Here is a 22,226-nt window from a genome sequence, read left to right on the forward strand (position 1 = left end):
TTTCCTCATTTATATCTTTTTAGCACTCCAGCAACGTGTAGTATACTTAATATCAAATTCCTTAGGAAGTCTCTCTATGATCTTTTGACTTATCTTCTCAAAAAGCTCATTTCCTTCTTTTGTTTCCAAATCCCAATAAGGATTTTTAACACTTCTCCATGCATTAATATAATTTTCAATGCTTTGATGAAAATAAAAATCTTCTTCTATATAAACTATATTATCAAAAAGATCTTTACGACTTTCTATAATAGGTCTTTGATCTTCCCTTCTAGTTCCTCTTGTATATTTTGGAACAAATTCTATAATAGTGTCCTCAGCAATCTTTTGCATCGGATCATTTAAATCTCTGTGATTCCACATACAAGAAAAATAACCGCCTTTTTTAAGCAAACGATGTGCTTCATTTAAGGCTTCATTTCTATCCATAACATTAAAGCTGCTTCCAAAAGTAACCCAATCAAAACAAGAATTTTCCAAAGTTGAGTCAATTCCAGTTGCTCTAACCCACTCTATACTTTGCCCTTTAGTTCTTTCAATACCAATTTCTCTCATAGCGTCATTTGGCTCTACTGAAATAACATTGCAATTTCTTTCAAGCAACATAATACTCAAATTTCCTGTTCCGGCTCCAATATCAGCAACTTTTAAATTCTTACCCCCCCCCAACAAAGTAATCAACATATCTATAGTTTTTGGTGCATAATTTGGCCTATAGCTATAAAATTTTGCATGCTTGGTGTAATCCCATACTTGTTCTACTAATTTTTCCATTTATATTCCTTTAAAATTTTTAATCAGCTTTTTTAGCTGTCCAAGCCCTTATTTTATAAGGTATTTCTATATTTTGAATTTTTGAAATTTTAGTCTCTATCATTTCTAAAATTTCTTTCCATCTTTTTTCACCTGCTTGTGCTTGTATATCATTTACAGAATGCCAAGCTCCAAGATAACGCTCTTTATCCCAAATTTCTTTATAATCGCATTCCATAAAAAAGCAGTCCGTAAAATCCCCTGTTGAGACGAGGATTTCTTCCCATTTTTTAACATTTTGACTTCCACTGCTCACACGAGCAAGCTCTGGGACAATATGTTTAATTTCCTTTTCAATCTCATCAAAAAGCGAACCTTCTACAATATGACGTGGATTCCAAATCGCAGTGAAATACCCCGCCCCATTTAACACTCTTGCAAATTCAGGTAAAGATTTATTTGGATCCGTCCAATGAAAAGAACTAGCCATGATCACCCAATCCGCGCTTTGATCTTGCATATGAGTTTGTTCGCCACTTCCTTTATGCCAAGAAATGTTAGAAAATTTTTGAGTAAATTTTTTCCCTTCTTCTCGCATATTATCATTTGGTTCTACTGCATTGATTTGACATGCAAACATTTGAGCTAACATCTTAGTAAGCTTACCTGTTCCAGCTCCAACTTCAACGATATTAAGATCTTTTAGATCTTTTTTATTATCATTGATACAAGCAGCTAACTTTTCCAATAAAAATGAACTATAAGCAGGCCTATTGTGATAATGCTTTGCAACTTCTGTAAAATCACCTTGTCTCATAATGCTCCTTTAAATTGATTTGTGATTATATCTTATATAATTTTATTATTTCATTAATTACTGTTGTTTTCTATTTGTTTTATTTCGCTCTCACCATCCAACTCTTCACACATTTTTTCAAATTCTTGGTAGTATTTCCAAGAGGCTACTATATCAGGACGATGTTGTTTGATAAATAAAAGATGATTATCAAAAACTTTTTTACACTCTAATCTTAATTCTTTATTTTTTTTCATAAAATTAATAATATCTATCTCTTTTACCTTTTTATTTTTTAGAATTTGTTTTTGTTTATTTATACTATTAACCAACTCTTTGATTTTGTTTTTAATTTCTTTTTTTAAATTTAACTCGTTGAGAAAATTATCATAAGAATCTCTTTTTATATAAAATGCAATACCTTTTAATGCATCTTTCTCATTGTCTAAGAAAAAATAATTCGTCACATTAATACAATAACCTTCTGGAGCTTTTTGCCAAGGAGTTAGCCAATTATTCTGCAATATTATTCCCGATTCAGCCTCAGAAATCCAACTTTCATCTATAATAAATAAATCAATATTTTTATCAATACTCAAAGTAAGAGGTAATAAACTTACATTATCATTCAATGCTTTTTTCTCAAATTTCGTTTTATTTATTGTATTTGGTATGTCAATAGATAAAAATTTGCACATTTTTTCAATTGTTATATATGTCTTTTTACCGACAATATCATCCATATCAATAATAAAATGTTCATTAGTATTTACCAAAGCTCTTTCGAGTTGAAAATCATGAAATGTAGTTAATCTATGATTAAGATAAAAACTAGCTAATTCAAACAAATTATAGTTAAAACTCCAACCTCCTATCGTAACTAAGGAATTGCAAATTTCATCAAAATCATCACTAAGCTTAATATATCTTTTTGCTTCCCTATAAGGTCTTAAAATATTTAAATAATGTTTTAACATACCTATAGGATCTCTTGTTATATGAATGCCTGGAATTTTTGGTAATAAATAATAAAATTTCTCACAATTGTGATAATTTCTCAAAGCAATATATTTACAATCGGACTTTGCAACAAATGAAAAATTATATATATCTTTAAAAATTTGAATAATATTTGACTCAACAACAGGAGTTCCAATGTTGCGAAATTTTAAAAGATCTAAAAAATTAATAAATGCAGTTCCACCGGTGCCATGCGAACACCAATATATAAACTTATATCCATCCGGTAAAGGTAAATTCATTTCCCATGCAAGTTCAGCAGGTATGCTTTTATAGTTTATTTCTTCTTTTTCATCATTAAGTTTTTTAGGATCAAGTAAAGATGGGTAAGGATGGTTTTCTTTTTTATATTTTTCATTAAAATCATTAGATAATAACCATTCTTCTATAAGGTTAAAATTCTTTGTAACATAATCAAAGTTATGAAAGATATTATCTATAATAGGAGTATAATCTTTATGAATATTTAATAGGTTTTTTATTTTAGGAAATTCTTTTAAGAATAATTGTTTGTTATTTGCTATAGCTTTAATAATATTAGAATTAATTTGATCAAATTCTTTAAAAATATCTTGAAATAATTTAAATTCTTTTTTAGCTTTTTTAATATATTTATTTAAATTAAAATAACCACCTATAAATTTATCTTGATCTGCTTTTATTAATACTTCGCCTAGCATGTAAGATAAATGAAAATAGCATTTTAAAGCTTCATTATAGTCAGGACATTGTTTTAATTCAGGATATTTAAGAGTAGGAAAGACTTTGATGGTTTCTTGATAGATTTGTTTTTCTTTTTTGTGTTGTTTTTTAATGTTATAAAGTTTTTTAAATAAGCTTAAATACCCCCCCCCGCCATTTTTATCATATTCAATCATAGTTTGACCTAATTTATAAGCTAAATGATTTTTAATTCTTTCTACAGCTGAGTTGGGGTTATGCATGGTGAGAGTCCTTAAAAATGTTTTTTAAGTTTAAATTATATAGTTTGATGATAGAATTTAAACTTAAAAATTTTTATTAAATTGGATAAAAATTAATGATTAACAAACAAACAATTAGATTGAGATTAGTTGATTGGTATCTTGAAGATAATGAAGAAAATTTTTATAATCATTATTTGATTAAATTATTATGTGAAAGATACAATATAATATATAGCGATAGTCCTGATTATATTATTTATAGTGTTTTTGAATTTAATAAACATACAAATTATGATTGTGTGAGAATTCTTTTTACTGAAGAAAATAGAAGAACAAATTGGAATATAGCCGATTATGGCATAGATTTTGATTATTTATCTTTTGCGGATAGACATATTAGATTGCCTTTTCAATTTTTATGGCTTAAAGATGATATAGAATTAGCATGTCGCAAGCATTTGCATTACAATGAATCTGAAAAGAGAAAAAAATTTTGTGCTTATTTAATTACAGATCCGGGTAGGCCAGAATGGACGCCTAGAGATTATTTTATAGATAAATTATCTTTATATAAACATATTGATTCAGGAGGTAGATATAGAAATAATATAGGTGGTCCTATAGGCGATCGATATGGTGAAGATTTTAATGTAACAAAAAGAAAATGGCTTCAAAATTATAAGTTTAATATTTGTTTTGAAAATTCTAGTGCTCCAGGTTACACTTCTGAAAAAATTTTTCAAGCATTTGCGGCTGGTTGTATTCCGATTTATTGGGGGGATACTAGTTTAAGATGTGGTTTAGGTATAAAGGAAAAATTAGTACCTGGCGCAGAAATAGATCAAAGAATTCCTAAAATCCCTGAAAAATTATTGGATTATAAAATAAATCCAAAAGCTTTTATAAATGCCCATGATTTTAGCAATTGGAATGAATTAATTGACTGTATTAAACTGATTGACAATAATGATGAGTTATATCTTTCAATGCTTCAGGAGCCTATATTTTTAAATGACTTTGATCCCATTCAATATGCTAAAGAAAAAACACTGATGTTTTTCGATTATATTTTTTCTCAGCCTTTAGAATATGCTTACAGAAGAGGAAAAGGTGCTCATATTAATTTTGAATTAAGAGATAAAAAAAGATGTGCTGCTCATTTTTCTCCAACTCATAAAAATATAGGAGCTCTTTTAAGAATTCAAAATCAGCTTTCTTATAAATTAGGACAAGCTTTAATTATTAATTCAAAAAATATATTAGGTTGCATATCTTTACCTTTTATAATATTAAGCATTATTATTTCACATAAGCAAGAGCAAAAAGCCTATAAACTTAAAATAAAGAAAAATCCAAATTTAGTTTTACCACCTTTAAGTTTATATGATGATTACGGTGAAGCTTTAAAAATAAAAAATCATTTTTCTTATCAATTAGGACAAGAATTTCTCAATTCGTTTAAAAATTGGCATAAAGGTGCAATATTTTTGTTTCCCTATAGAGCTTTTAAGCTACATAAAAAATTAAAGAAAAGACAATGAAAACAGTCGGTGTAGTTATACCAATATATAACGTACAAGATTATTTAAGAGAGTGTTTAGATAGTGTTATTAATCAAACTTATAAAAATTTACAAGTGGTTTTAGTTAATGATGGAAGTACTGATGAAAATTCATTAAACATTGCTAAAGAATACACTTTAAAAGATGAAAGATTTATTTTATTTGATAAGAAAAATGGGGGACTTTCATCATCTCGCAATGTAGGTATAGAATATTTTAGTAAAGAATATAAACTTAAAAATATAACTAATGATATTAAAGAAAATTCTTTAATAGAATTTAGCATAGAAGGAAATAATCCTTATGAAATATATAAAGTCTATAAAAGTTCTAAATTCTTTAAAAACAAAAATGAACTTTTAAATTTTCAAACTCCAAATATAGATTATATTATCTTTTTAGATAGTGATGATTACTGGGAATTAAACTGTATAGAAGAATGTGTTCTTAGAATGGATGGGGTTGAAGTGGTTTGGTTTGATTGGAAAAAGAAATATGATGGGATTGAAGAAATTAAAACGGATGAAAATTTCTCATGGATGATTTTAAGAAATAGAAAAATAATTCATTCTCTAGAATGGTTTGAAGAGATGCAAAGGCTTGACAATAGATTATTTGCATTTTGTATTCAAGGTATGATTAATTTTAATTTTTTAAAAAAAATTAAATTAAAATTTATAGATAAGGTTGTTTCCGAGGATTATCATTTTGGTATTATATTATTTTACAAGGCGCAATTTATTCATATTTTAAACCAAAAATTATACACCTATAGGATAAGAACTAATAGCATTTGCAGTCACGAAGGTAAGGTTTCTAAAGAAAGCATTTTGCCATTTACGCAGCATATTTATAAAAAATTTCAATATGATGGTCATAAAACAAAATTATATCACTATATAGTTAGTTGTATTATAATGGTTAAAAATATAATAAAAGATATAGAAAATCACTGTGATTATAGAAAAGTTGATATTTTAAAAAAACTTTTCATAGCAGAAATGTTAAAACATGCTTCTATTATTTTGGAATTTGATATAGATCCTTGGAATATGAAAAATGAATATAAAATTTTAAAATCACTTTATTTTTCAGAAAGATTGATGGTAGGAGCTCTTTTAAGAATTCAAAATCAGCTTTCTTATAAATTAGGACAAGCTTTAATTATTAATTCAAAAAATATATTAGGTTGCATATCTTTACCTTTTATAATATTAAGCATTATTATTTCACATAAGCAAGAGCAAAAAGCCTATAAACTTAAAATAAAGAAAAATCCAAATTTAGTTTTACCACCTTTAAGTTTATATGATGATTACGGTGAAGCTTTAAAAATAAAAAATCATTTTTCTTATCAATTAGGACAAGAATTTCTCAATTCGTTTAAAAATTGGCATAAAGGTGCAATATTTTTGTTTCCCTATAGAGCTTTTAAGCTACATAAAAAATTAAAGAAAAGACAATGAAAACAGTCGGTGTAGTTATACCAATATATAACGTACAAGATTATTTAAGAGAGTGTTTAGATAGTGTTATTAATCAAACTTATAAAAATTTACAAGTGGTTTTAGTTAATGATGGAAGTACTGATGAAAATTCATTAAACATTGCTAAAGAATACACTTTAAAAGATGAAAGATTTATTTTATTTGATAAGAAAAATGGAGGGCAAAGCACAGCAAGAAATGTAGGTATAGAATATTTTAGTAAAGAATATAAACTTAAAAATATAACTAATGATATTAAAGAAAATTCTTTAATAGAATTTAGCATAGAAGGAAATAATCCTTATGAAATATATAAAGTCTATAAAAGTTCTAAATTCTTTAAAAACAAAAATGAACTTTTAAATTTTCAAACTCCAAATATAGATTATATTATCTTTTTAGATAGTGATGATTACTGGGAATTAAACTGTATAGAAGAATGTGTTCTTAGAATGGATGGGGTTGAAGTGGTTTGGTTTGATTGGAAAAAGAAATATGATGGGATTGAAGAAATTAAAACGGATGAAAATTTCTCATGGATGATTTTAAGAAATAGAAAAATAATTCATTCTCTAGAATGGTTTGAAGAGATGCAAAGGCTTGACAATAGATTATTTGCATTTTGTATTCAAGGTATGATTAATTTTAATTTTTTAAAAAAAATTAAATTAAAATTTATAGATAAGGTTGTTTCCGAGGATTATCATTTTGGTATTATATTATTTTACAAGGCGCAATTTATTCATATTTTAAACCAAAAATTATACACCTATAGGATAAGAACTAATAGTACTTGCAGTCACGAAGGTAAGGTTTCTAAAGAAAGCATTTTGCCATTTACGCAGCATATTTATAAAAAATTTCAATATGATGGTCATAAAACAAAATTATATCACTATATAGTTAGTTGTATTATAATGGTTAAAAATATAATAAAAGATATAGAAAATCACTGTGATTATAGAAAAGTTGATATTTTAAAAAAACTTTTCATAGCAGAAATGTTAAAACATGCTTCTATTATTTTGGAATTTGATATAGATCCTTGGAATATGAAAAATGAATATAAAATTTTAAAATTTTCAGAAGGATTAATGGTCGGTGTAGTTATACCAATATATAACGTACAAGATTATTTAAGAGAGTGTTTAGATAGTGTTATTAATCAAACTTATAAAAATTTACAAGTGGTTTTAGTTAATGATGGAAGTACTGATGAAAATTCATTAAACATTGCTAAAGAATACACTTTAAAAGATGAAAGATTTATTTTATTTGATAAGAAAAATGGGGGACTTTCATCATCTCGCAATGTAGGTATAGAATATTTTAGTAAAGAATATAAACTTAAAAATATAACTAATGATATTAAAGAAAATTCTTTAATAGAATTTAGCATAGAAGGAAATAATCCTTATGAAATATATAAAGTCTATAAAAGTTCTAAATTCTTTAAAAACAAAAATGAACTTTTAAATTTTCAAACTCCAAATATAGATTATATTATCTTTTTAGATAGTGATGATTACTGGGAATTAAACTGTATAGAAGAATGTGTTCTTAGAATGGATGGGGTTGAAGTGGTTTGGTTTGATCATTATTTTTTTTATGATGGTATAGAAAAACCTGAAATTATTCCCCAAACAATAATTCAAATGCATCAATATCAACAAGGTAAAATAGATGTCAAAACTTTCTTTAAAAATATGATGAATTTAAAACTTGATTCTTTTTGGTTTGGATGGCATGGAATGATTAATTTTAAGTATCTTAAAAAAATTAATCTAAAATTTTTAAATCAAGTATTACATGAAGATCATTATTTTGGCAAATTATTGTTTTTTCAACTAAATAATATTTATATTTTCCCAAAAAAATTACTATATTATCGTATTAGAAAAGGAAGTATTATGAATTATTCGAATGAAAAGTCATACATTCCAGAATATGCTCTAGATGATTATAAAATATTAGAAGAAAATTATTTCACCTATAAACAATACCATAGAAATAGTAGCTTATTTTTAACAGCTTTAATGGTATTTAATTTTATCGATAAATATAATAATCACGATGATTTATTTAATCAAATTTTTCTTAATAAATTAAAAACTTGGAGAGATGAATTATTAAATTTTAACCCAAAATATTTAAATATTGTTTTATATTTATCTTTTTCAAAATTATTTAAATTATCAAATAATGTTGATAAAAACTTAAAACTTATATCTAACTTTATAAAGGATAATATAATTATCAAAAATACTCAAATTAGTAATTTGGAAATTGAGTTAAAATATATATCAAATTTCCATTCCCTATACGGCACAGCCAAACAAAGAATTCAAAATCAGCTTTCTTATAAATTAGGACAAGCTTTAATTATTAATTCAAAAAATATATTAGGTTGCATATCTTTACCTTTTATAATATTAAGCATTATTATTTCACATAAACAAGAGCAAAAAGCCTATAAACTTAAAATAAAGAAAAATCCAAATTTAGTTTTACCGCCTTTAGAATCTTATCCTGATTATAATGAGGCTTTAAAAGAAAAAGAATGTTTTACTTATAAATTAGGGCAGAATTTTATAAAAGCAAGTAAAAATTGGTTTAAGGGTGGATATATAAAATTTTATTTTAAAGATATACCCAAATTAAAAAATTTATATAAAAGGAGAAATAAGTATGGCTATAGAGTTTGAAACACAAGAATCGAAAGTTTTAAAAGGAGTTTACATCATAACTCCAAATAAATTTAGAGACTTAAGAGGGGAAATTTGGACAGCTTTTACCAGCGAAGCGATCGATAAACTTTTGCCAGATAGGCTAAAATTTATACACGATAAATTTATACATTCTAAACACAATGTCATACGTGGCATCCATGGAGATGAAAATACCTTTAAGCTTGCAACTTGTGTTTTTGGTGAAATTCATCAAGTTGTGGTTGATTGCAGAAAAGATTCTCCAACTTATTTAAAATGGGAAAAATTTATTATCAATCAAGACAATCAAAAGATTATTTTGGTTCCTGCTGGTTTTGGAAATGCTCATTATGTAAGCAGTGAAAGTGCGGTGTATTATTATAAATGTGCTTATTTGGGCGAATATATAGATGCTGATGAACAATTTACTTATGCATGGAATGATGAAAGAATAGGTGTAGATTGGCCAACAAACAATCCTATTCTTTCAGAACGTGATATTTTAGCAATGAAAAAGGATAGATAATGCAAAAAGACTCTAAAATTTATATAGCTGGACATGGTGGTCTTGTAGGTAGTGCCATACTTGAAGAACTTAAACAGCAAGGTTATAAAAATCTTATTTTTAAAACTCATTCTGAACTTGATTTAACTAATCAAAAATCAGTGGCTGATTTTTTTGAAAAAGAAAAACCAGAATATGTTATTTTAGCGGCAGCTAAAGCAGGTGGAATTTTGGCTAATAGTACCTATCGCGCTGATTTTATTTATCAAAATTTGATGATAGAGTGCAATGTTATTCATAATGCTTATTTGCACAAGGTAAAAAAACTGCTTTTTATAGCTTCAACTACAGTTTATCCTAAAAATGCAGCATTACCAACTTCTGAAAAACAGATGTTAAGCGGGGATCTTGAATATACTAATAAACCTTATGCGATAGCTAAAATTTCAGGTTTAATGCTTTGTGAAAGTTATAATTTGCAATATAATACAAATTTTATAGCAATTACTCCTACAAATTTATATGGAAATAATGATAAATTTGATCTTGAAAAATCTCATGTGCTTCCTGGAATTTTAAGGAAAATGCATTTGGCTAAACTTTTAAATGAAAGGAAATATGAGCATTTATTAAATGATTTAAAATTAGACTCTATTGAAGAAGCTGAGATTTATCTAAAACAATTTGGGATAGATAAAAATAATGTTGAAATTTGGGGCAGCGGAAAGCCCACAAGAGAATTTTTGCATAGTCAAGATTTGGCTAATGCTTGCTTATTTATTATGAATAATATAGATTTTAAAGATTTAAAAGGTGATAATGCTGAAATTATCAATACTCATCTAAATATAGGTCCGCATAAGAATATCACTATCAAAGAACTAGCAGAACTTATTAAAAAAATAGTTGGATTTAAAGGAAAATTAGTTTTTAATTCAGATCGTCCAGATGGCGCAATGCAAAAATTTACAGATTGTTCAAAAATCCATTCTTTAGGATGGAAACACAAAATCGAACTTGAAGAGGGTATTAAGATGATGTACGATTGGTATAGTAAGGATAAACAATGAATAATTGCCCATTGTGTGAAAGTAAAGATTTAAAACAATTATTCAAAGTTAATAATGCTTTTGTTTCTGTTGCTGAAATACAGAGAATTCCAAGTAAAAATGATAATTATTGCAAAGGAGATTTAGAATTAGAGATTATCCAGTGCAATAAATGCGGGTATATTTATAATGCAAAATTTGATAATGACAAAATGAAAAAAGCATACTATAGTGGAGAATATATTACTCCAATGGCACTTTCAAAAACTATGAATTCGTATATAAAATTTTTAAGAGATAAAATTAAACAATATGCTAAAAGCGATAGTGTTTTTTTAGAAATTGCTCCAGGTGGCTGTGATTTAATTTTTGCTTTATCTAAAGATTCTAAATTTATTTATAGCATTGATCCTTCTGTAACACCAGATATTTTATTAAAAGATGTAAACAATATTCAACATATTAAAGATTGTTTTTCCTATAATACTGTAAATCAGAAACTTTCCCATAAGATAGATTTTATAATTTCTAGACACTTGATTGAACATATCAATACACCGAGGCAATTTTTAGAAGATATGGTAAAAGTTATAACAAATGATGGAATTATTTATTTGGAAACGCCCAATGTTTTAAATATTTTTGAATTTAAACGTTTCTATGAAATTCGCCATGAACATTGCGGATATTATCAAAATGCAACATTGGTAAACATAATGAAAGAATTTGGATGCGAACCGCTCGAATGTTTAAATTTATATGATGGTCAATGGCTAGGTTGGTTTTTTAAAAAAAATAATAATTTCTGCCAAGAAAAAGAAGATTTTGAAGTCTTTAATGATTCACTGAGTATTAATTTAATTAATGAAAAAAATAAACTAGAGCGATTATTATTGAACTATAAAAAAATAGCTATATATGGGGGGGGGTCGCATGCTAATTCTTTAATTACTTACTTATCTACGGAAATTTGTAAAAAAATAGTTTGTGCTATTGATAAAGATCAGAGAAGACAAGGAACCTATTTGCAAAATTCTAATATTTTAATATTAGAGCCTAGGATTGAAAATTTAAAAAACATAGATTGTGTAGTCATGGCTATGCCAATTTATGAAAAAATTGTGTTTGAACAAGAGATTCAGAAAATTTTATTCGAAGGAAAGGTTAAATTAGATATAATCTTTACTAGCGAGATGATACAAATTCAAAAAATAATATTTTAAAGGATTAAAAATGTCTCAAAAAATTTTAATTACAGGTGGTGCAGGCTATATAGGATCGGTTTTAACACCTATATTGTTAGAAAAAGGTTATAGTGTAACCGTTATTGATAATTTAATGTTTAATCAAAACTCTCTTTTATCTTGCGTGCATAATAAAAAATTTACTTTTATACATGGAGATGCTCTTGATCAAACTCTTATCAAGCAAGAGGTAGCAAAAGCAGATATTGTTATACCTCTTGCTGGTTTGGTTGGAGCTCCTCTTTGCAAAAAAAATCCGAAATTAGCAAAAATGATTAATTATGATGCAATTAAAATGATTAGTGATTGTTCAAGCTCATCTCAATTATTTATCTTTCCTAATACAAATAGTGGCTATGGCATAGGAGAAAAAGATGCTATGTGTACTGAAGATTCACCTTTAAGACCAATATCAGAGTATGGGGTTGATAAAGTTGAAGTAGAGAAGTATCTATTAGATAAAGGAAATGCTATTACTTTTAGATTGGCTACAGTTTTTGGAATATCTCCTAGAATGAGACTTGATCTACTAGTAAATGATTTTACATATAGGGCTTATAAGGATAAATTTATAGTACTTTTTGAAGAACATTTTAGACGTAATTATATTCACGTAAGAGATGTAGCCAAAGGTTTTATACATGGAATTGAAAATTATGAAAAAATGAAAGGGCAGCCTTATAATATGGGCTTAAGTTCTGCAAATTTAACCAAAAGACAATTAGCAGAGACAATTAAAAAATATGTTCCAGATTTTTATATTCATTCTGCAAATATAGGAGAAGATCCAGATAAAAGAGACTATTTAGTTTCTAATGCAAAATTAGAAGCTACTGGTTGGAAACCGGATAATTCTTTAGAGGATGGAATTCAGGAGCTTTTAAGAGCGTTTAAAATGATGAAGGTTAATCGATTTGCTAATGTATAAATAAAAGATTAAACATGCTTTGCTATAATTTTAAAAAATAATAGCAAAAGATCAACTTATGAAAATTATACGTTCGCAAACTCCCCTTCGTTTAGGACTTGCAGGAGGGGGAACTGATATTAATTTATATTGTGATAGATACACAGGCTATGTGCTAAATGCAACAATTTCTCTTTATATTCATTGTACTTTGATAGAAAGAAAAGATCATAAAATTATTTTTGATTCTCCAGATACTAATTCATACGCTGAGTATCAAAGTGAATTAGAGCTTAAAAATGATGGAAATTTAGATATTTTTAAAGCAGTTTATAATCGCATTGTTAAAGATTTTGTTAAAAAGCCCTTAAGTTTTTCTTTGCATACTTATTCTGATGTACCTAGTGGAAGTGGTTTGGGTGGAAGTTCTACTTTGGTTGTTGGGATGATTGTAGCTTTTGTAGAATGGTTAAATTTACCTTTAGGTGAATATGAAATCGCAAAATTAGCTTTTGAAATTGAGCGTGAAGATATGAAGATCGTTGGAGGTGCGCAAGATCAATATGCTGCTACTTTTGGCGGCTTTAATTTTATGGAATTTTATGAAAATAAAAGAGTTATAGTTAATCCTTTGCGTATAAAAAATTGGATTGCAAGTGAGCTTGAAGCAAGAATGGTTTTATATTTTACTAATATTACTCGCGAGGCAAAAGATATAGAAGAGCATAAAAAAGGAAGATTGGGTGATGAAAATTCCCTAAATGCTATGCATGCTATCAAACAAGATGCCTTAGATATGAAAGAAGCTTTATTTAGAGCTGATTTTGAAAAAATAGCACGAATTTTGGGCAAATCTTGGGATTCAAAAAAAATCATCTCTGAAATAGTTAGCAACGATGAGCTTGAAAGAATTTATAAACTCGCTATGGAAAATGGAGCTTATAGTGGAAAAACGAGTGGAGCAGGTGCTGGCGGCTTTATGTTTTTCTTTGTGGATCCCATCAAAAAATATAAACTCATAGAAGCCTTAAATAAAGAACAAGGTTATGTACAAGATTTTTCATTTATAAAAGAGGGTGCAAAATCATGGAAAATATAAATTCGTATATCAAAGGGCATTTTAAAGATTCTATTTTAACAAAAGAGCAAATTTTAAAAGATGAAAATTTGATTAAACTTATTAAAAATGTTTCTTTAGAGGTGATTAAAGCTTATAAAAATGGTAATAAAACTCTTATAGCTGGAAATGGCGGTAGCGCAGCTGATGCACAACATATCGCAGGAGAATTTGTAAGCAGATTTTATTTTGATAGGCCTGGGATTGCTAGTATAGCACTGACAACGGATACAAGCATTTTAACAGCTATAGGAAATGACTATGGTTATGAAAATATTTTTTCAAGGCAAGTTGAAGCACAGGGTGTAAAAGGGGATGTTTTTATAGGAATTTCAACGAGTGGCAATAGTAAAAATATCTTAAAAGCCTTAGAAAGTTGCAAGAAAAAAGAAATTTTAAGCATAGGATTAACCGGAGAAAGCGGTGGGACTATGGATACAATGTGTGATTATTGTATCAAAGTTCCTTCTTCTTGTACTCCAAGAATTCAAGAATCTCATATAATCATAGGTCATATTATATGTGCTATCGTTGAAGAGGAGCTTTTTGGGAAAGGTTTTGGTATTTGAAAGCTATTATTTTATGTGGAGGGCTTGGTACACGCTTAAAAAGTGTGATAAAAGATATCCCAAAACCTATGGCACCTATAAATAATAAGCCTTTTTTGGAATTTATTTTTACCTATCTTAAAAAGCAAAAAATCGATGAAATCATTTTGGCAGTTTCTTACAAATATGAAATCATACAAGAGTATTTTAAAGATGAGTTTTTAGATATAAAAGTAAGATATAGCATAGAAAAAGAGCCTTTGGGAACTGGTGGAGCGATCAAACAAGCTTTGGAGTTGGTTAAGGAGGATTGTTTGGTTTTAAATGGAGATACTTTTTTTGATATCAATCTAGCTAAAATGAAGCTAGATAAAAGTAAAATTTGCCTTGCTTTAAAAAAAATGAATGATTTTGATCGTTATGGTTCAGTTGAGCTTGATAAAATGGGAAATATCACTTCTTTTAAAGAAAAACAGTATCTAAAGCAAGGTTTTATAAATGGTGGAATTTATCTTATCTCAAAAGATATTTTTGAAGATTTTATTTCGAAAAAAAAATTTTCTTTTGAAGAATTTTTACAAGAAAATTATAAAAATTTAAAAGCAAGAGCTGAAATTTTTGAAGATTATTTCATAGACATAGGAATACCTGAGGATTATAAAAGTTTTAATTTTAAGACATTTTAAACCAAATTCTTATACAATACCTCCCTTATAAATAAATTTATTATTTTAGGAACCACCATGCATAACCCCAACTCAGCTGTAGAAAGAATTAAAAATCATTTAGCTTATAAATTAGGTCAAACTATGATTGAATATGATAAAAATGGCGGGGGGGGGTATTTAAGCTTATTTAAAAAACTTTATAACATTAAAAAACAACACAAAAAAGAAAAACAAATCTATCAAGAAACCATCAAAGTCTTTCCTACTCTTAAATATCCTGAATTAAAACAATGTCCTGACTATAATGAAGCTTTAAAATGCTATTTTCATTTATCTTACATGCTAGGCGAAGTATTAATAAAAGCAGATCAAGATAAATTTATAGGTGGTTATTTTAATTTAAATAAATATATTAAAAAAGCTAAAAAAGAATTTAAATTATTTCAAGATATTTTTAAAGAATTTGATCAAATTAATTCTAATATTATTAAAGCTATAGCAAATAACAAACAATTATTCTTAAAAGAATTTCCTAAAATAAAAAACCTATTAAATATTCATAAAGATTATACTCCTATTATAGATAATATCTTTCATAACTTTGATTATGTTACAAAGAATTTTAACCTTATAGAAGAATGGTTATTATCTAATGATTTTAATGAAAAATATAAAAAAGAAAACCATCCTTACCCATCTTTACTTGATCCTAAAAAACTTAATGATGAAAAAGAAGAAATAAACTATAAAAGCATACCTGCTGAACTTGCATGGGAAATGAATTTACCTTTACCGGATGGATATAAGTTTATATTTATGCATGATCCAGCTTCTGGACATTTAGCAATGGAAAGGTTTTTGTATGAATGTGGCATTAAATTAATCAGTTATTATTTTAGAGAAACTATAGAGGAAATGTATCGTGTAATTTATGAACAATCAAAAACACAGAATGCTCTAGAACTTTATGGAAATTTTTGGATAAAAGGGAATTATTTTTATGATACCTTATCTTTAAAACCTACGCTATATCTAACAAGAGATCCTCTATCTAGAATGAAAGCCTATATTAATCACGCTTATCCCAAAAATGATCTTTTTATTCATGATATTTCGCTTGAAAACAATCCTTTAGAAGTTTTAGATTGCATATGTTATGCAGATGGTTTAGATACAATTTCTGTTGAATTATGTAAAAGATGGATCTTTGAAAAATCTGAAAATTTATTTCAAGTGCAAAAACATTTTATACATTTTCTAAATCGATGTGACATATCTTATATAGATATGGAAGAAATTAATCTGGAGAATGCATTCGATACGATGAAAAAGCTCGCTAAAAAATTTAATTTTTCAGAGCCTGATATAAAAAATTTAATTGTATTTCAAACAAGAATGACTGGAATTTTTGATTTTATACTTCCAAAAAATCTCAACATCTTACTTAATGATGAAAAAATCCAAATTATTATAACTACCAAAAATAGAACCATTGGGAATTTTATTGATATTACAAATAAAATATTTGACAAAAAGTTAAAAAATAAAAATTTAACCTTATATATAACTCAAAAACATTTTAATAAATTATCTAAAAATCATAAAATATTTAAACAATGTCAAGACTATTTATCGTTATTTTTAATCGAATTAGAAAAAAAAGTTGAAAATGAACAAAATAAAAAAATTAATGAAATAGATATATTGAAATATCTTAAACAAAATCAAGAATCTAGAATAGAATTAAAAAAAATATTAGATATGGAATTAATCCACATCAAACAACATCGTCCTGATATAGTAGCTTCTTGGAAATACTATCAAGAATTTGAAAAAATGTGTAAGGAATTAGATGCTTAAGATATTTATTATTTCTTCGCAAAAATCTGAATTTTGTTCTAAATTATAAGCAGCAATTTTATAGCTTTCTAATTGAAATTTCAATTTAATCAAAAGATTGTTTACATCAAAAACAACATTTCTTTTGTAATCAAAATATCCCTTTTGCATCGTATGCTTTGTAAAAAACTCATCCTTATCAAACTGATAATAAATCACAGGCTTTTTTAAAATAGCCATTTCAAAAGCTACACTTGAATAATCCGTAATCATTAAAGATGATTCACAAAAAAGCTTTTGCATACTCATTTCTATGGGAGGTATTATAATATAACTCGGTAAATTAAATCCATCTAAATAAGGTCTAATTTGAAGGTGAGGATTAAAAATTATTTTATAGTTATATTTTTCACATAATTTTTGCAATTCTTTATGATGTAAAAAAGAACCCCATTTATAAAAATACTCAGTTTCATAAAATTTTGGATTAAATCTTCTTTTCATCAATTTTTTACTATAAGCTCCTACAATGTATTCTCTCCAAGTTGGCATAATAAGAATTTGTTTAATATTTGTTTTGTTATTTTTAAGCAAGGTATCCCACCTAGGAAATCCTATTAACTTTACTTCTTTGGGTGTAAATTTATAACGATTAAAATCTCCGGCTATCGAATTATACTCATCTTTGATTCCTGTTATAAATAAATCAATTTTTCTTTGATTTAACCAATGAGATAAATCATTTTGAGTTATTCCATGCTGTAAAAAAATAAAATCTTTAGTCTTTAAAGTATTTTTTCCCAAAGCTTCAAAAAAGTATCTATCTATATGAGATGAAATCAGTTTATCTGCTTTGAAAATTAAATATTTAAATTTAAAACTTTTTGGATCAACCAAGTTAAAACCTTCTCTTTTTAGTCTTTCATAATCGTAAGATTTTTTTTGAAGAACAAAAGCAATATTTTGCTCAGGGTGATTTTTCATCATATAACGATATAAGTGCTCTGCATTATCATCAGCCCTAAAAGACATATCAGCAAAAAGCCATAAAGATTTGTTTTTCATTCTCCTTTTTTTTAATTTATTAATTTCTAAAGCAATGTTACCAAAATCATATATTTTTTCTTGATAAAAGATATCAACTTTATTATCATTAACAAAACAAGTTATATTTGTAGCATTGATATCAAATTTAAACCAAATCCTTTTCTCATATATAAATATCTTATTTAAAAAATCATATTGTCTAATTTTAGAACAAATAATCTTAGCTCTTTCATTATTAAAAAATAACTGAATATTATCATTAAAATCACCGGTATAAAATTTAATTAAAATTTCATTATTTTTATCATCTAATTGTTCTATAAAAACTCTATTTATGACCACCTTTTCATTTTTAAAGCAAGTTAAAAATCCCATCTTATATAAAAATGAAAAAGGCTTAAAATTAAAATTTAGTATACTCTTAGAGTCAATATAAGAAAAAATTTCTTCAAGTAAAAAAGAATATTTTTGAATTTCATTTTGCTTCATAAAAGATAATTTTTCAGGTTTATTAATTAAATCCTTTATTTGCCAAAATAACTCATATATAATAACATTTTGAATAAAGCTAGGGATTTTATTTTTCTTTGATGTTGCTTTTAAAAGATCTAAGTATCCATTTTTTAAAATATTTAAATAAAAATTATTATTCTTATTTTTTTTATCTAGAGTAGAGCTTTGATCAAATCTTTTTCTATAAAAATATATTGCTTTTTTTAAAAATACAGACTTTAGATTTAAATTATTAAACAAGTAAAGATTAATAAACTTTCCATCTTCAAAATTTGAAATTAATTTTTTATCAAAGAAAATATCCATTAAACAGTCGCGCCTTATAAAACATGATGCTACTGAAAGTTGAATATTTTCATTTAAATTTTTATTATCGCATAAATTAATTTGCTTATTAAATTTAAATTTTAAAGCATGAATGTCTTTATATAAAATCTTTCTTTTTTCTCTATAGAAAATAATATTGGTTGCCACCATGGCTATATCTTCTTTTTGATTTTTATGTAAAAAATAATCCACTTTATAAAAGTAATCTCTATCTAAAAAATCATCAGGATCGGTAAAGGTTATCCATGAAACTTTTAAATTATTATCTATTATATATTTTAAACCTGCATTTCTAGCACTAGCCTGACCCCCATTTTTTTTACTTAAATAGATTATATTTTTAGGATATTTTTTTTGATATTTTTTAATAATATCAGGAGAGTTATCTGTACTTCCATCATTAACACAAATAATTAAAATATTATTTTTAAAATCTAATCTTTGATTAATTATAGATTTGAAAAAATCATCCAAATATTTTTCAACATTATATACAGCAGAAACTATAGCATAGCTATTAAAAGCTTTATATTTTTTAAATTTAATTTTTTTTAAAAAAATATAAAGAAAAAAAATAGAACTTTTAAGAAAAAAATATATATTTTTTCTATGTTGTGATTTTAAAAACATATTATTTTTTTATCTTTTTTATCTTATAATCCTTAAAAAAATCTCTAGGATTAAAAAATAATTTTTTCATTAAACGATAAAATTTAATATGTGAAATTTTGGCACTTATAATTTCTAAATATAAAATTTTGGTTAAAAGTATAAATGGTTTTATTTTTTTAATTTCATATAAATAAGGCTTGTAAACAAAAGACTTTAAAGAATAAAAAATTTCATCTTGTTTTTTTCCTATAAGCATTTTTTTCTGATCAATAATAATTTGATAAAAATTTCCTTTATATTCAAAACTATAAAGCTCGTTAATTAAATAATAAAGTAATTTATATAAATCGCATTCCATATTATTTGTTTGCAGGAATTTATAAATAACTTGTTTTTCTTCTTTAGTTAAATTTAAAAAATATATTTTTGTTTGTTCAAGTTCTTCTTTCTTTAAAATTAAATCTTGTTTATAATTTACCTCTAAATTTCTTGCAAAAAACCAAGAATTAGGTAAAATACCTTTTTGAAAATAAATTAAATCAAAATAGTTGGAATTTCTTATTTTATCTTCTTTTATGCTCCCATCTAAAAAGATCTTGGTGATTTTTTCTCGTTCTAAAAAATCAAGTAAAATTTCATATTTAAAATTTTTACTAATATAAAAATCATTTATTTTTTTATAAATCAATTTTCCAATATAAATACCAATATCTTCAAAATTATAAATTTGATTTTCATAAAGAACTAAAACCTTTTCATTTCTAACTTTATAAATTTGCAAAGGATCTAAATGATATGTATGTATATTTTTTAAATTTTTATAAAAAAGCTGGTGATTTTTATCTTTATTTTGCATATATCCATTTTGATTAGGCTCTTCATGCCAAAAATGAAACATATAAATTCCATGAAAGCAAGCTTCATAGCCTAATAATGAAAACCAAGAGCGAAAACCTTTAAAATTTTTAAAATCCCAACTTCTTGAATCATAATTTAAATTTAAAGGCATTTTTTCAAATTTTACACAAAATTTTAAAATTCTAGCAAAAAGATCAAAATCTTCGTAACTATGCCCTTTAAAATTTTCATTATTACCACCTAATTTTAAAAATTGATGTTTGTTTATAATTACAGTTGAAGTAGAACTAGGAGAAAAAAATTTTATTAATGAATTTTTTCCACTAATTAAATCATCTTTAATAATATCATCCCATAATTTTTCTTCTTCTTTATAAATTTTATAACTTCCCTCTTTGGTTAAATATACTACAGGCAAAACTAAAAATTCATTTATACATTGTGCAATATTTTTAATCCTAATAAGATTTAAAATCTTTTCCAAAGAAAACGAACTAATATAGCAATCAACATCTAAAAACATAATAACTTGTGCATTTGCAAAACAAGCACCTAAATTTCTACATTTTCCTTGAGAAAAAAAATCTTTTTGAGATTCATCTTTTAAATAAATATGCCCATTTTCTTCTATAATCTGCTTTAGATTATTTTCAAATGAAGAATAACCTTCAACAAAAATATATTCTACTTTCTCATCACTTTTTAAATGCGTGGCTTTTTGTATAACTCTATCTTTTATATAAATTCGTTCTTTACTTAAGCCAAAAGGAATGATGATAGATAAAATTGGTGTCATACATTCCCTATAGCATAAAGCTGGATAATCCCTACGACTTTACCATCTTTTCCTACAACAATTTCTTTTATCTTATGTTTTAACATCAATTCTTCAGCTTCGCTCGCCATAGCATCAGCATCAATAACTTTTGGATTATTGCTCATAATCTCTTTTGCTTTAAAATCAAATCTTGGCTTATCATTTGTTTTTAAAGCTCGACGCAAATCTCCATCGGTAATAATTCCAACCAAATTCTCATTTTCTAAAACGATACAAAGTCCAAGTTTTCCACTTGTCATCACATTAACAAGATCATTAAATTCAGTTTGCGGATGCACAATAGGAAGATTTCTTGAAACCATAAGATCTTTTACTTTCGTTAAAAGTTTTCGCCCCAAGCTTCCACCAGGATGAAAAAGTGCAAAATCATCAGGTTTAAAATTTTTCTTTTTCATCAAAACTGCTGCTAAAGCATCGCCCATTACTAAGGTTGCTGTTGTTGAAGACATAGGGGCAAGCTTAAGAGGACAAGCCTCTTTTTTAATTGAAATATCTAAACAAACATCTGCTTGTTTTGCTAAAGTAGAATTTAAATTACCTGTCATTGCTATAAGAGTAATTTTTCTTCTTTTTATAACAGGAATAATTTTTAAAAGCTCTTCGGTTTCACCTGAATTTGAAATAGCGATTAAAACATCTTGAGGAGTTATCATTCCAAGATCACCATGCAAAGCTTCACCTGGATGAACAAAAAAACTAGGAGTGCCCGTACTTGCCAAAGTTGCTGCAATTTTCGCACCTATATGACCTGATTTGCCCATGCCACTAACAATACATCTTCCTTGTGAGTGAAAAATAAACTCTACTGCTTGATTAAAGTTTTCATCCAAATGCGATGCCAAATCGGATATAGATTCAGCTTCTATTCTAAAAACTTCTTTTGCAATTTCAATAGCTTCCAT

Annotated in this window: 17 protein-coding genes; 11 read left to right on the forward strand and 6 right to left on the reverse strand. The window is 26.1% G+C overall.

The window, feature by feature from the left end:
• Window positions 1-9 precede the first annotated feature (9 nt).
• The 3 genes from CMOL_RS05555 to CMOL_RS05565 are packed head-to-tail and all read right to left on the reverse strand — an operon-like array spanning window position 10 to window position 3,513.
• Entirely contained in the window at window positions 10-774 is a 765-nt protein-coding gene (locus CMOL_RS05555; protein WP_239820049.1) for a class I SAM-dependent methyltransferase, read from the reverse strand.
• Window positions 775-793: 19 nt separating this feature from the next.
• Window positions 794-1,570 (reverse strand): class I SAM-dependent methyltransferase, encoded by a 777-nt coding sequence (locus CMOL_RS05560; RefSeq protein WP_239820050.1) that lies wholly within the window; start codon window positions 1,568-1,570, stop codon window positions 794-796.
• 53 nt (window positions 1,571-1,623) lie between these two features.
• Window positions 1,624-3,513 carry a DUF2972 domain-containing protein gene (locus CMOL_RS05565; protein ID WP_239820051.1) on the reverse strand — a complete coding sequence of 630 codons (1,890 nt, stop codon included), beginning with the start codon at window positions 3,511-3,513 and terminating at the stop codon, window positions 1,624-1,626.
• Window positions 3,514-3,608: 95 nt separating this feature from the next.
• On the opposite strand from CMOL_RS05565, the gene CMOL_RS05570 reads away from it, so the two are divergent.
• Genes CMOL_RS05570 through CMOL_RS05620 form a run of 11 tightly spaced genes read left to right on the forward strand, consistent with a single transcriptional unit; the run spans window position 3,609 to window position 17,150 of the window.
• Window positions 3,609-5,036 carry a glycosyltransferase family 10 domain-containing protein gene (locus CMOL_RS05570; protein WP_239820052.1) on the forward strand — a complete coding sequence of 476 codons (1,428 nt, stop codon included), beginning with the start codon at window positions 3,609-3,611 and terminating at the stop codon, window positions 5,034-5,036.
• On the forward strand, window positions 5,033-6,523 hold the full coding sequence (locus tag CMOL_RS05575; protein WP_239820053.1) for a glycosyltransferase family 2 protein: 1,491 nt from the start codon (window positions 5,033-5,035) through the stop codon (window positions 6,521-6,523). Before CMOL_RS05570 ends, CMOL_RS05575 begins: the two co-directional genes overlap by 4 nt.
• Window positions 6,520-9,249, forward strand: a complete 2,730-nt coding sequence (locus CMOL_RS05580) for a glycosyltransferase family 2 protein (RefSeq protein ID WP_239820054.1) — start codon at window positions 6,520-6,522, stop codon at window positions 9,247-9,249. Before CMOL_RS05575 ends, CMOL_RS05580 begins: the two co-directional genes overlap by 4 nt.
• Entirely contained in the window at window positions 9,233-9,778 is a 546-nt protein-coding gene (locus CMOL_RS05585) for a dTDP-4-dehydrorhamnose 3,5-epimerase family protein (RefSeq protein ID WP_239820055.1), read from the forward strand. The genes CMOL_RS05580 and CMOL_RS05585 overlap by 17 nt, the downstream gene beginning before the upstream one ends.
• Entirely contained in the window at window positions 9,778-10,827 is a 1,050-nt protein-coding gene (locus CMOL_RS05590) for a GDP-L-fucose synthase family protein (RefSeq protein ID WP_239820056.1), read from the forward strand. The genes CMOL_RS05585 and CMOL_RS05590 overlap by 1 nt, the downstream gene beginning before the upstream one ends.
• Window positions 10,824-12,029, forward strand: coding sequence for a methyltransferase domain-containing protein (locus tag CMOL_RS05595; protein ID WP_239820057.1), 1,206 nt, complete (start codon window positions 10,824-10,826; stop codon window positions 12,027-12,029). The genes CMOL_RS05590 and CMOL_RS05595 overlap by 4 nt, the downstream gene beginning before the upstream one ends.
• Window positions 12,030-12,039: 10 nt before the next feature.
• Complete coding sequence (locus CMOL_RS05600) at window positions 12,040-12,978, forward strand: NAD-dependent epimerase/dehydratase family protein (RefSeq protein WP_239820058.1); 939 nt, start codon at window positions 12,040-12,042, stop codon at window positions 12,976-12,978.
• Window positions 12,979-13,036: 58 nt separating this feature from the next.
• A complete protein-coding gene (gene hddA, locus CMOL_RS05605; RefSeq protein WP_239820059.1) occupies window positions 13,037-14,056 on the forward strand; it encodes a D-glycero-D-manno-heptose 7-phosphate kinase in 1,020 nt (339 codons plus the stop codon).
• Window positions 14,044-14,643 carry a D-sedoheptulose 7-phosphate isomerase gene (gene gmhA2, locus CMOL_RS05610; RefSeq protein ID WP_239820060.1) on the forward strand — a complete coding sequence of 200 codons (600 nt, stop codon included), beginning with the start codon at window positions 14,044-14,046 and terminating at the stop codon, window positions 14,641-14,643. The genes hddA and gmhA2 overlap by 13 nt, the downstream gene beginning before the upstream one ends.
• A complete protein-coding gene (gene hddC / locus CMOL_RS05615; RefSeq protein ID WP_239820061.1) occupies window positions 14,640-15,308 on the forward strand; it encodes a D-glycero-D-manno-heptose 1-phosphate guanosyltransferase in 669 nt (222 codons plus the stop codon). The genes gmhA2 and hddC overlap by 4 nt, the downstream gene beginning before the upstream one ends.
• Before the next feature lie 57 nt (window positions 15,309-15,365).
• Window positions 15,366-17,150 carry a DUF2972 domain-containing protein gene (locus tag CMOL_RS05620; protein WP_239820062.1) on the forward strand — a complete coding sequence of 595 codons (1,785 nt, stop codon included), beginning with the start codon at window positions 15,366-15,368 and terminating at the stop codon, window positions 17,148-17,150.
• Here CMOL_RS05620 and CMOL_RS05625 read toward each other — a convergent pair.
• The 3 genes from CMOL_RS05625 to CMOL_RS05635 are packed head-to-tail and all read right to left on the reverse strand — an operon-like array spanning window position 17,139 to window position 22,226.
• On the reverse strand, window positions 17,139-19,646 hold the full coding sequence (locus tag CMOL_RS05625) for a CDP-glycerol glycerophosphotransferase family protein (protein WP_239820063.1): 2,508 nt from the start codon (window positions 19,644-19,646) through the stop codon (window positions 17,139-17,141). The genes CMOL_RS05620 and CMOL_RS05625 overlap by 12 nt on opposite strands.
• Window position 19,647: 1 nt before the next feature.
• Window positions 19,648-21,282, reverse strand: coding sequence for a sugar transferase (locus CMOL_RS05630; protein WP_239820064.1), 1,635 nt, complete (start codon window positions 21,280-21,282; stop codon window positions 19,648-19,650).
• Entirely contained in the window at window positions 21,279-22,226 is a 948-nt protein-coding gene (locus tag CMOL_RS05635; RefSeq protein ID WP_239820065.1) for a KpsF/GutQ family sugar-phosphate isomerase, read from the reverse strand. Before CMOL_RS05635 ends, CMOL_RS05630 begins: the two co-directional genes overlap by 4 nt.

It is taken from the genome of Campylobacter sp. RM10537 (assembly GCF_022369435.1).
In the GTDB taxonomy this organism is placed as follows: domain Bacteria; phylum Campylobacterota; class Campylobacteria; order Campylobacterales; family Campylobacteraceae; genus Campylobacter_D; species Campylobacter_D molothri.

Excerpts from the sequence above, each read along its gene's own strand:
- CMOL_RS05560 (WP_239820050.1), bottom strand. The coding sequence starts at position 1,570 with ATGAGACAAGGTGATTTTACAGAAGTTGCAAAGCATTATCACAATAGG.
- CMOL_RS05600 (WP_239820058.1), top strand. The coding sequence starts at position 12,040 with ATGTCTCAAAAAATTTTAATTACAGGTGGTGCAGGCTATATAGGATCG.
- hddA (WP_239820059.1), top strand. The coding sequence starts at position 13,037 with ATGAAAATTATACGTTCGCAAACTCCCCTTCGTTTAGGACTTGCAGGA.
- CMOL_RS05620 (WP_239820062.1), top strand. The coding sequence starts at position 15,366 with ATGCATAACCCCAACTCAGCTGTAGAAAGAATTAAAAATCATTTAGCT.
- CMOL_RS05595 (WP_239820057.1), top strand. The coding sequence starts at position 10,824 with ATGAATAATTGCCCATTGTGTGAAAGTAAAGATTTAAAACAATTATTC.
- CMOL_RS05630 (WP_239820064.1), bottom strand. The coding sequence starts at position 21,282 with ATGACACCAATTTTATCTATCATCATTCCTTTTGGCTTAAGTAAAGAA.
- gmhA2 (WP_239820060.1), top strand. The coding sequence starts at position 14,044 with ATGGAAAATATAAATTCGTATATCAAAGGGCATTTTAAAGATTCTATT.
- CMOL_RS05635 (WP_239820065.1), bottom strand. The coding sequence starts at position 22,226 with ATGGAAGCTATTGAAATTGCAAAAGAAGTTTTTAGAATAGAAGCTGAA.
- CMOL_RS05580 (WP_239820054.1), top strand. The coding sequence starts at position 6,520 with ATGAAAACAGTCGGTGTAGTTATACCAATATATAACGTACAAGATTAT.
- CMOL_RS05585 (WP_239820055.1), top strand. The coding sequence starts at position 9,233 with ATGGCTATAGAGTTTGAAACACAAGAATCGAAAGTTTTAAAAGGAGTT.
- CMOL_RS05590 (WP_239820056.1), top strand. The coding sequence starts at position 9,778 with ATGCAAAAAGACTCTAAAATTTATATAGCTGGACATGGTGGTCTTGTA.
- CMOL_RS05570 (WP_239820052.1), top strand. The coding sequence starts at position 3,609 with ATGATTAACAAACAAACAATTAGATTGAGATTAGTTGATTGGTATCTT.
- CMOL_RS05555 (WP_239820049.1), bottom strand. The coding sequence starts at position 774 with ATGGAAAAATTAGTAGAACAAGTATGGGATTACACCAAGCATGCAAAA.
- CMOL_RS05565 (WP_239820051.1), bottom strand. The coding sequence starts at position 3,513 with ATGCATAACCCCAACTCAGCTGTAGAAAGAATTAAAAATCATTTAGCT.
- CMOL_RS05625 (WP_239820063.1), bottom strand. The coding sequence starts at position 19,646 with ATGTTTTTAAAATCACAACATAGAAAAAATATATATTTTTTTCTTAAA.
- CMOL_RS05575 (WP_239820053.1), top strand. The coding sequence starts at position 5,033 with ATGAAAACAGTCGGTGTAGTTATACCAATATATAACGTACAAGATTAT.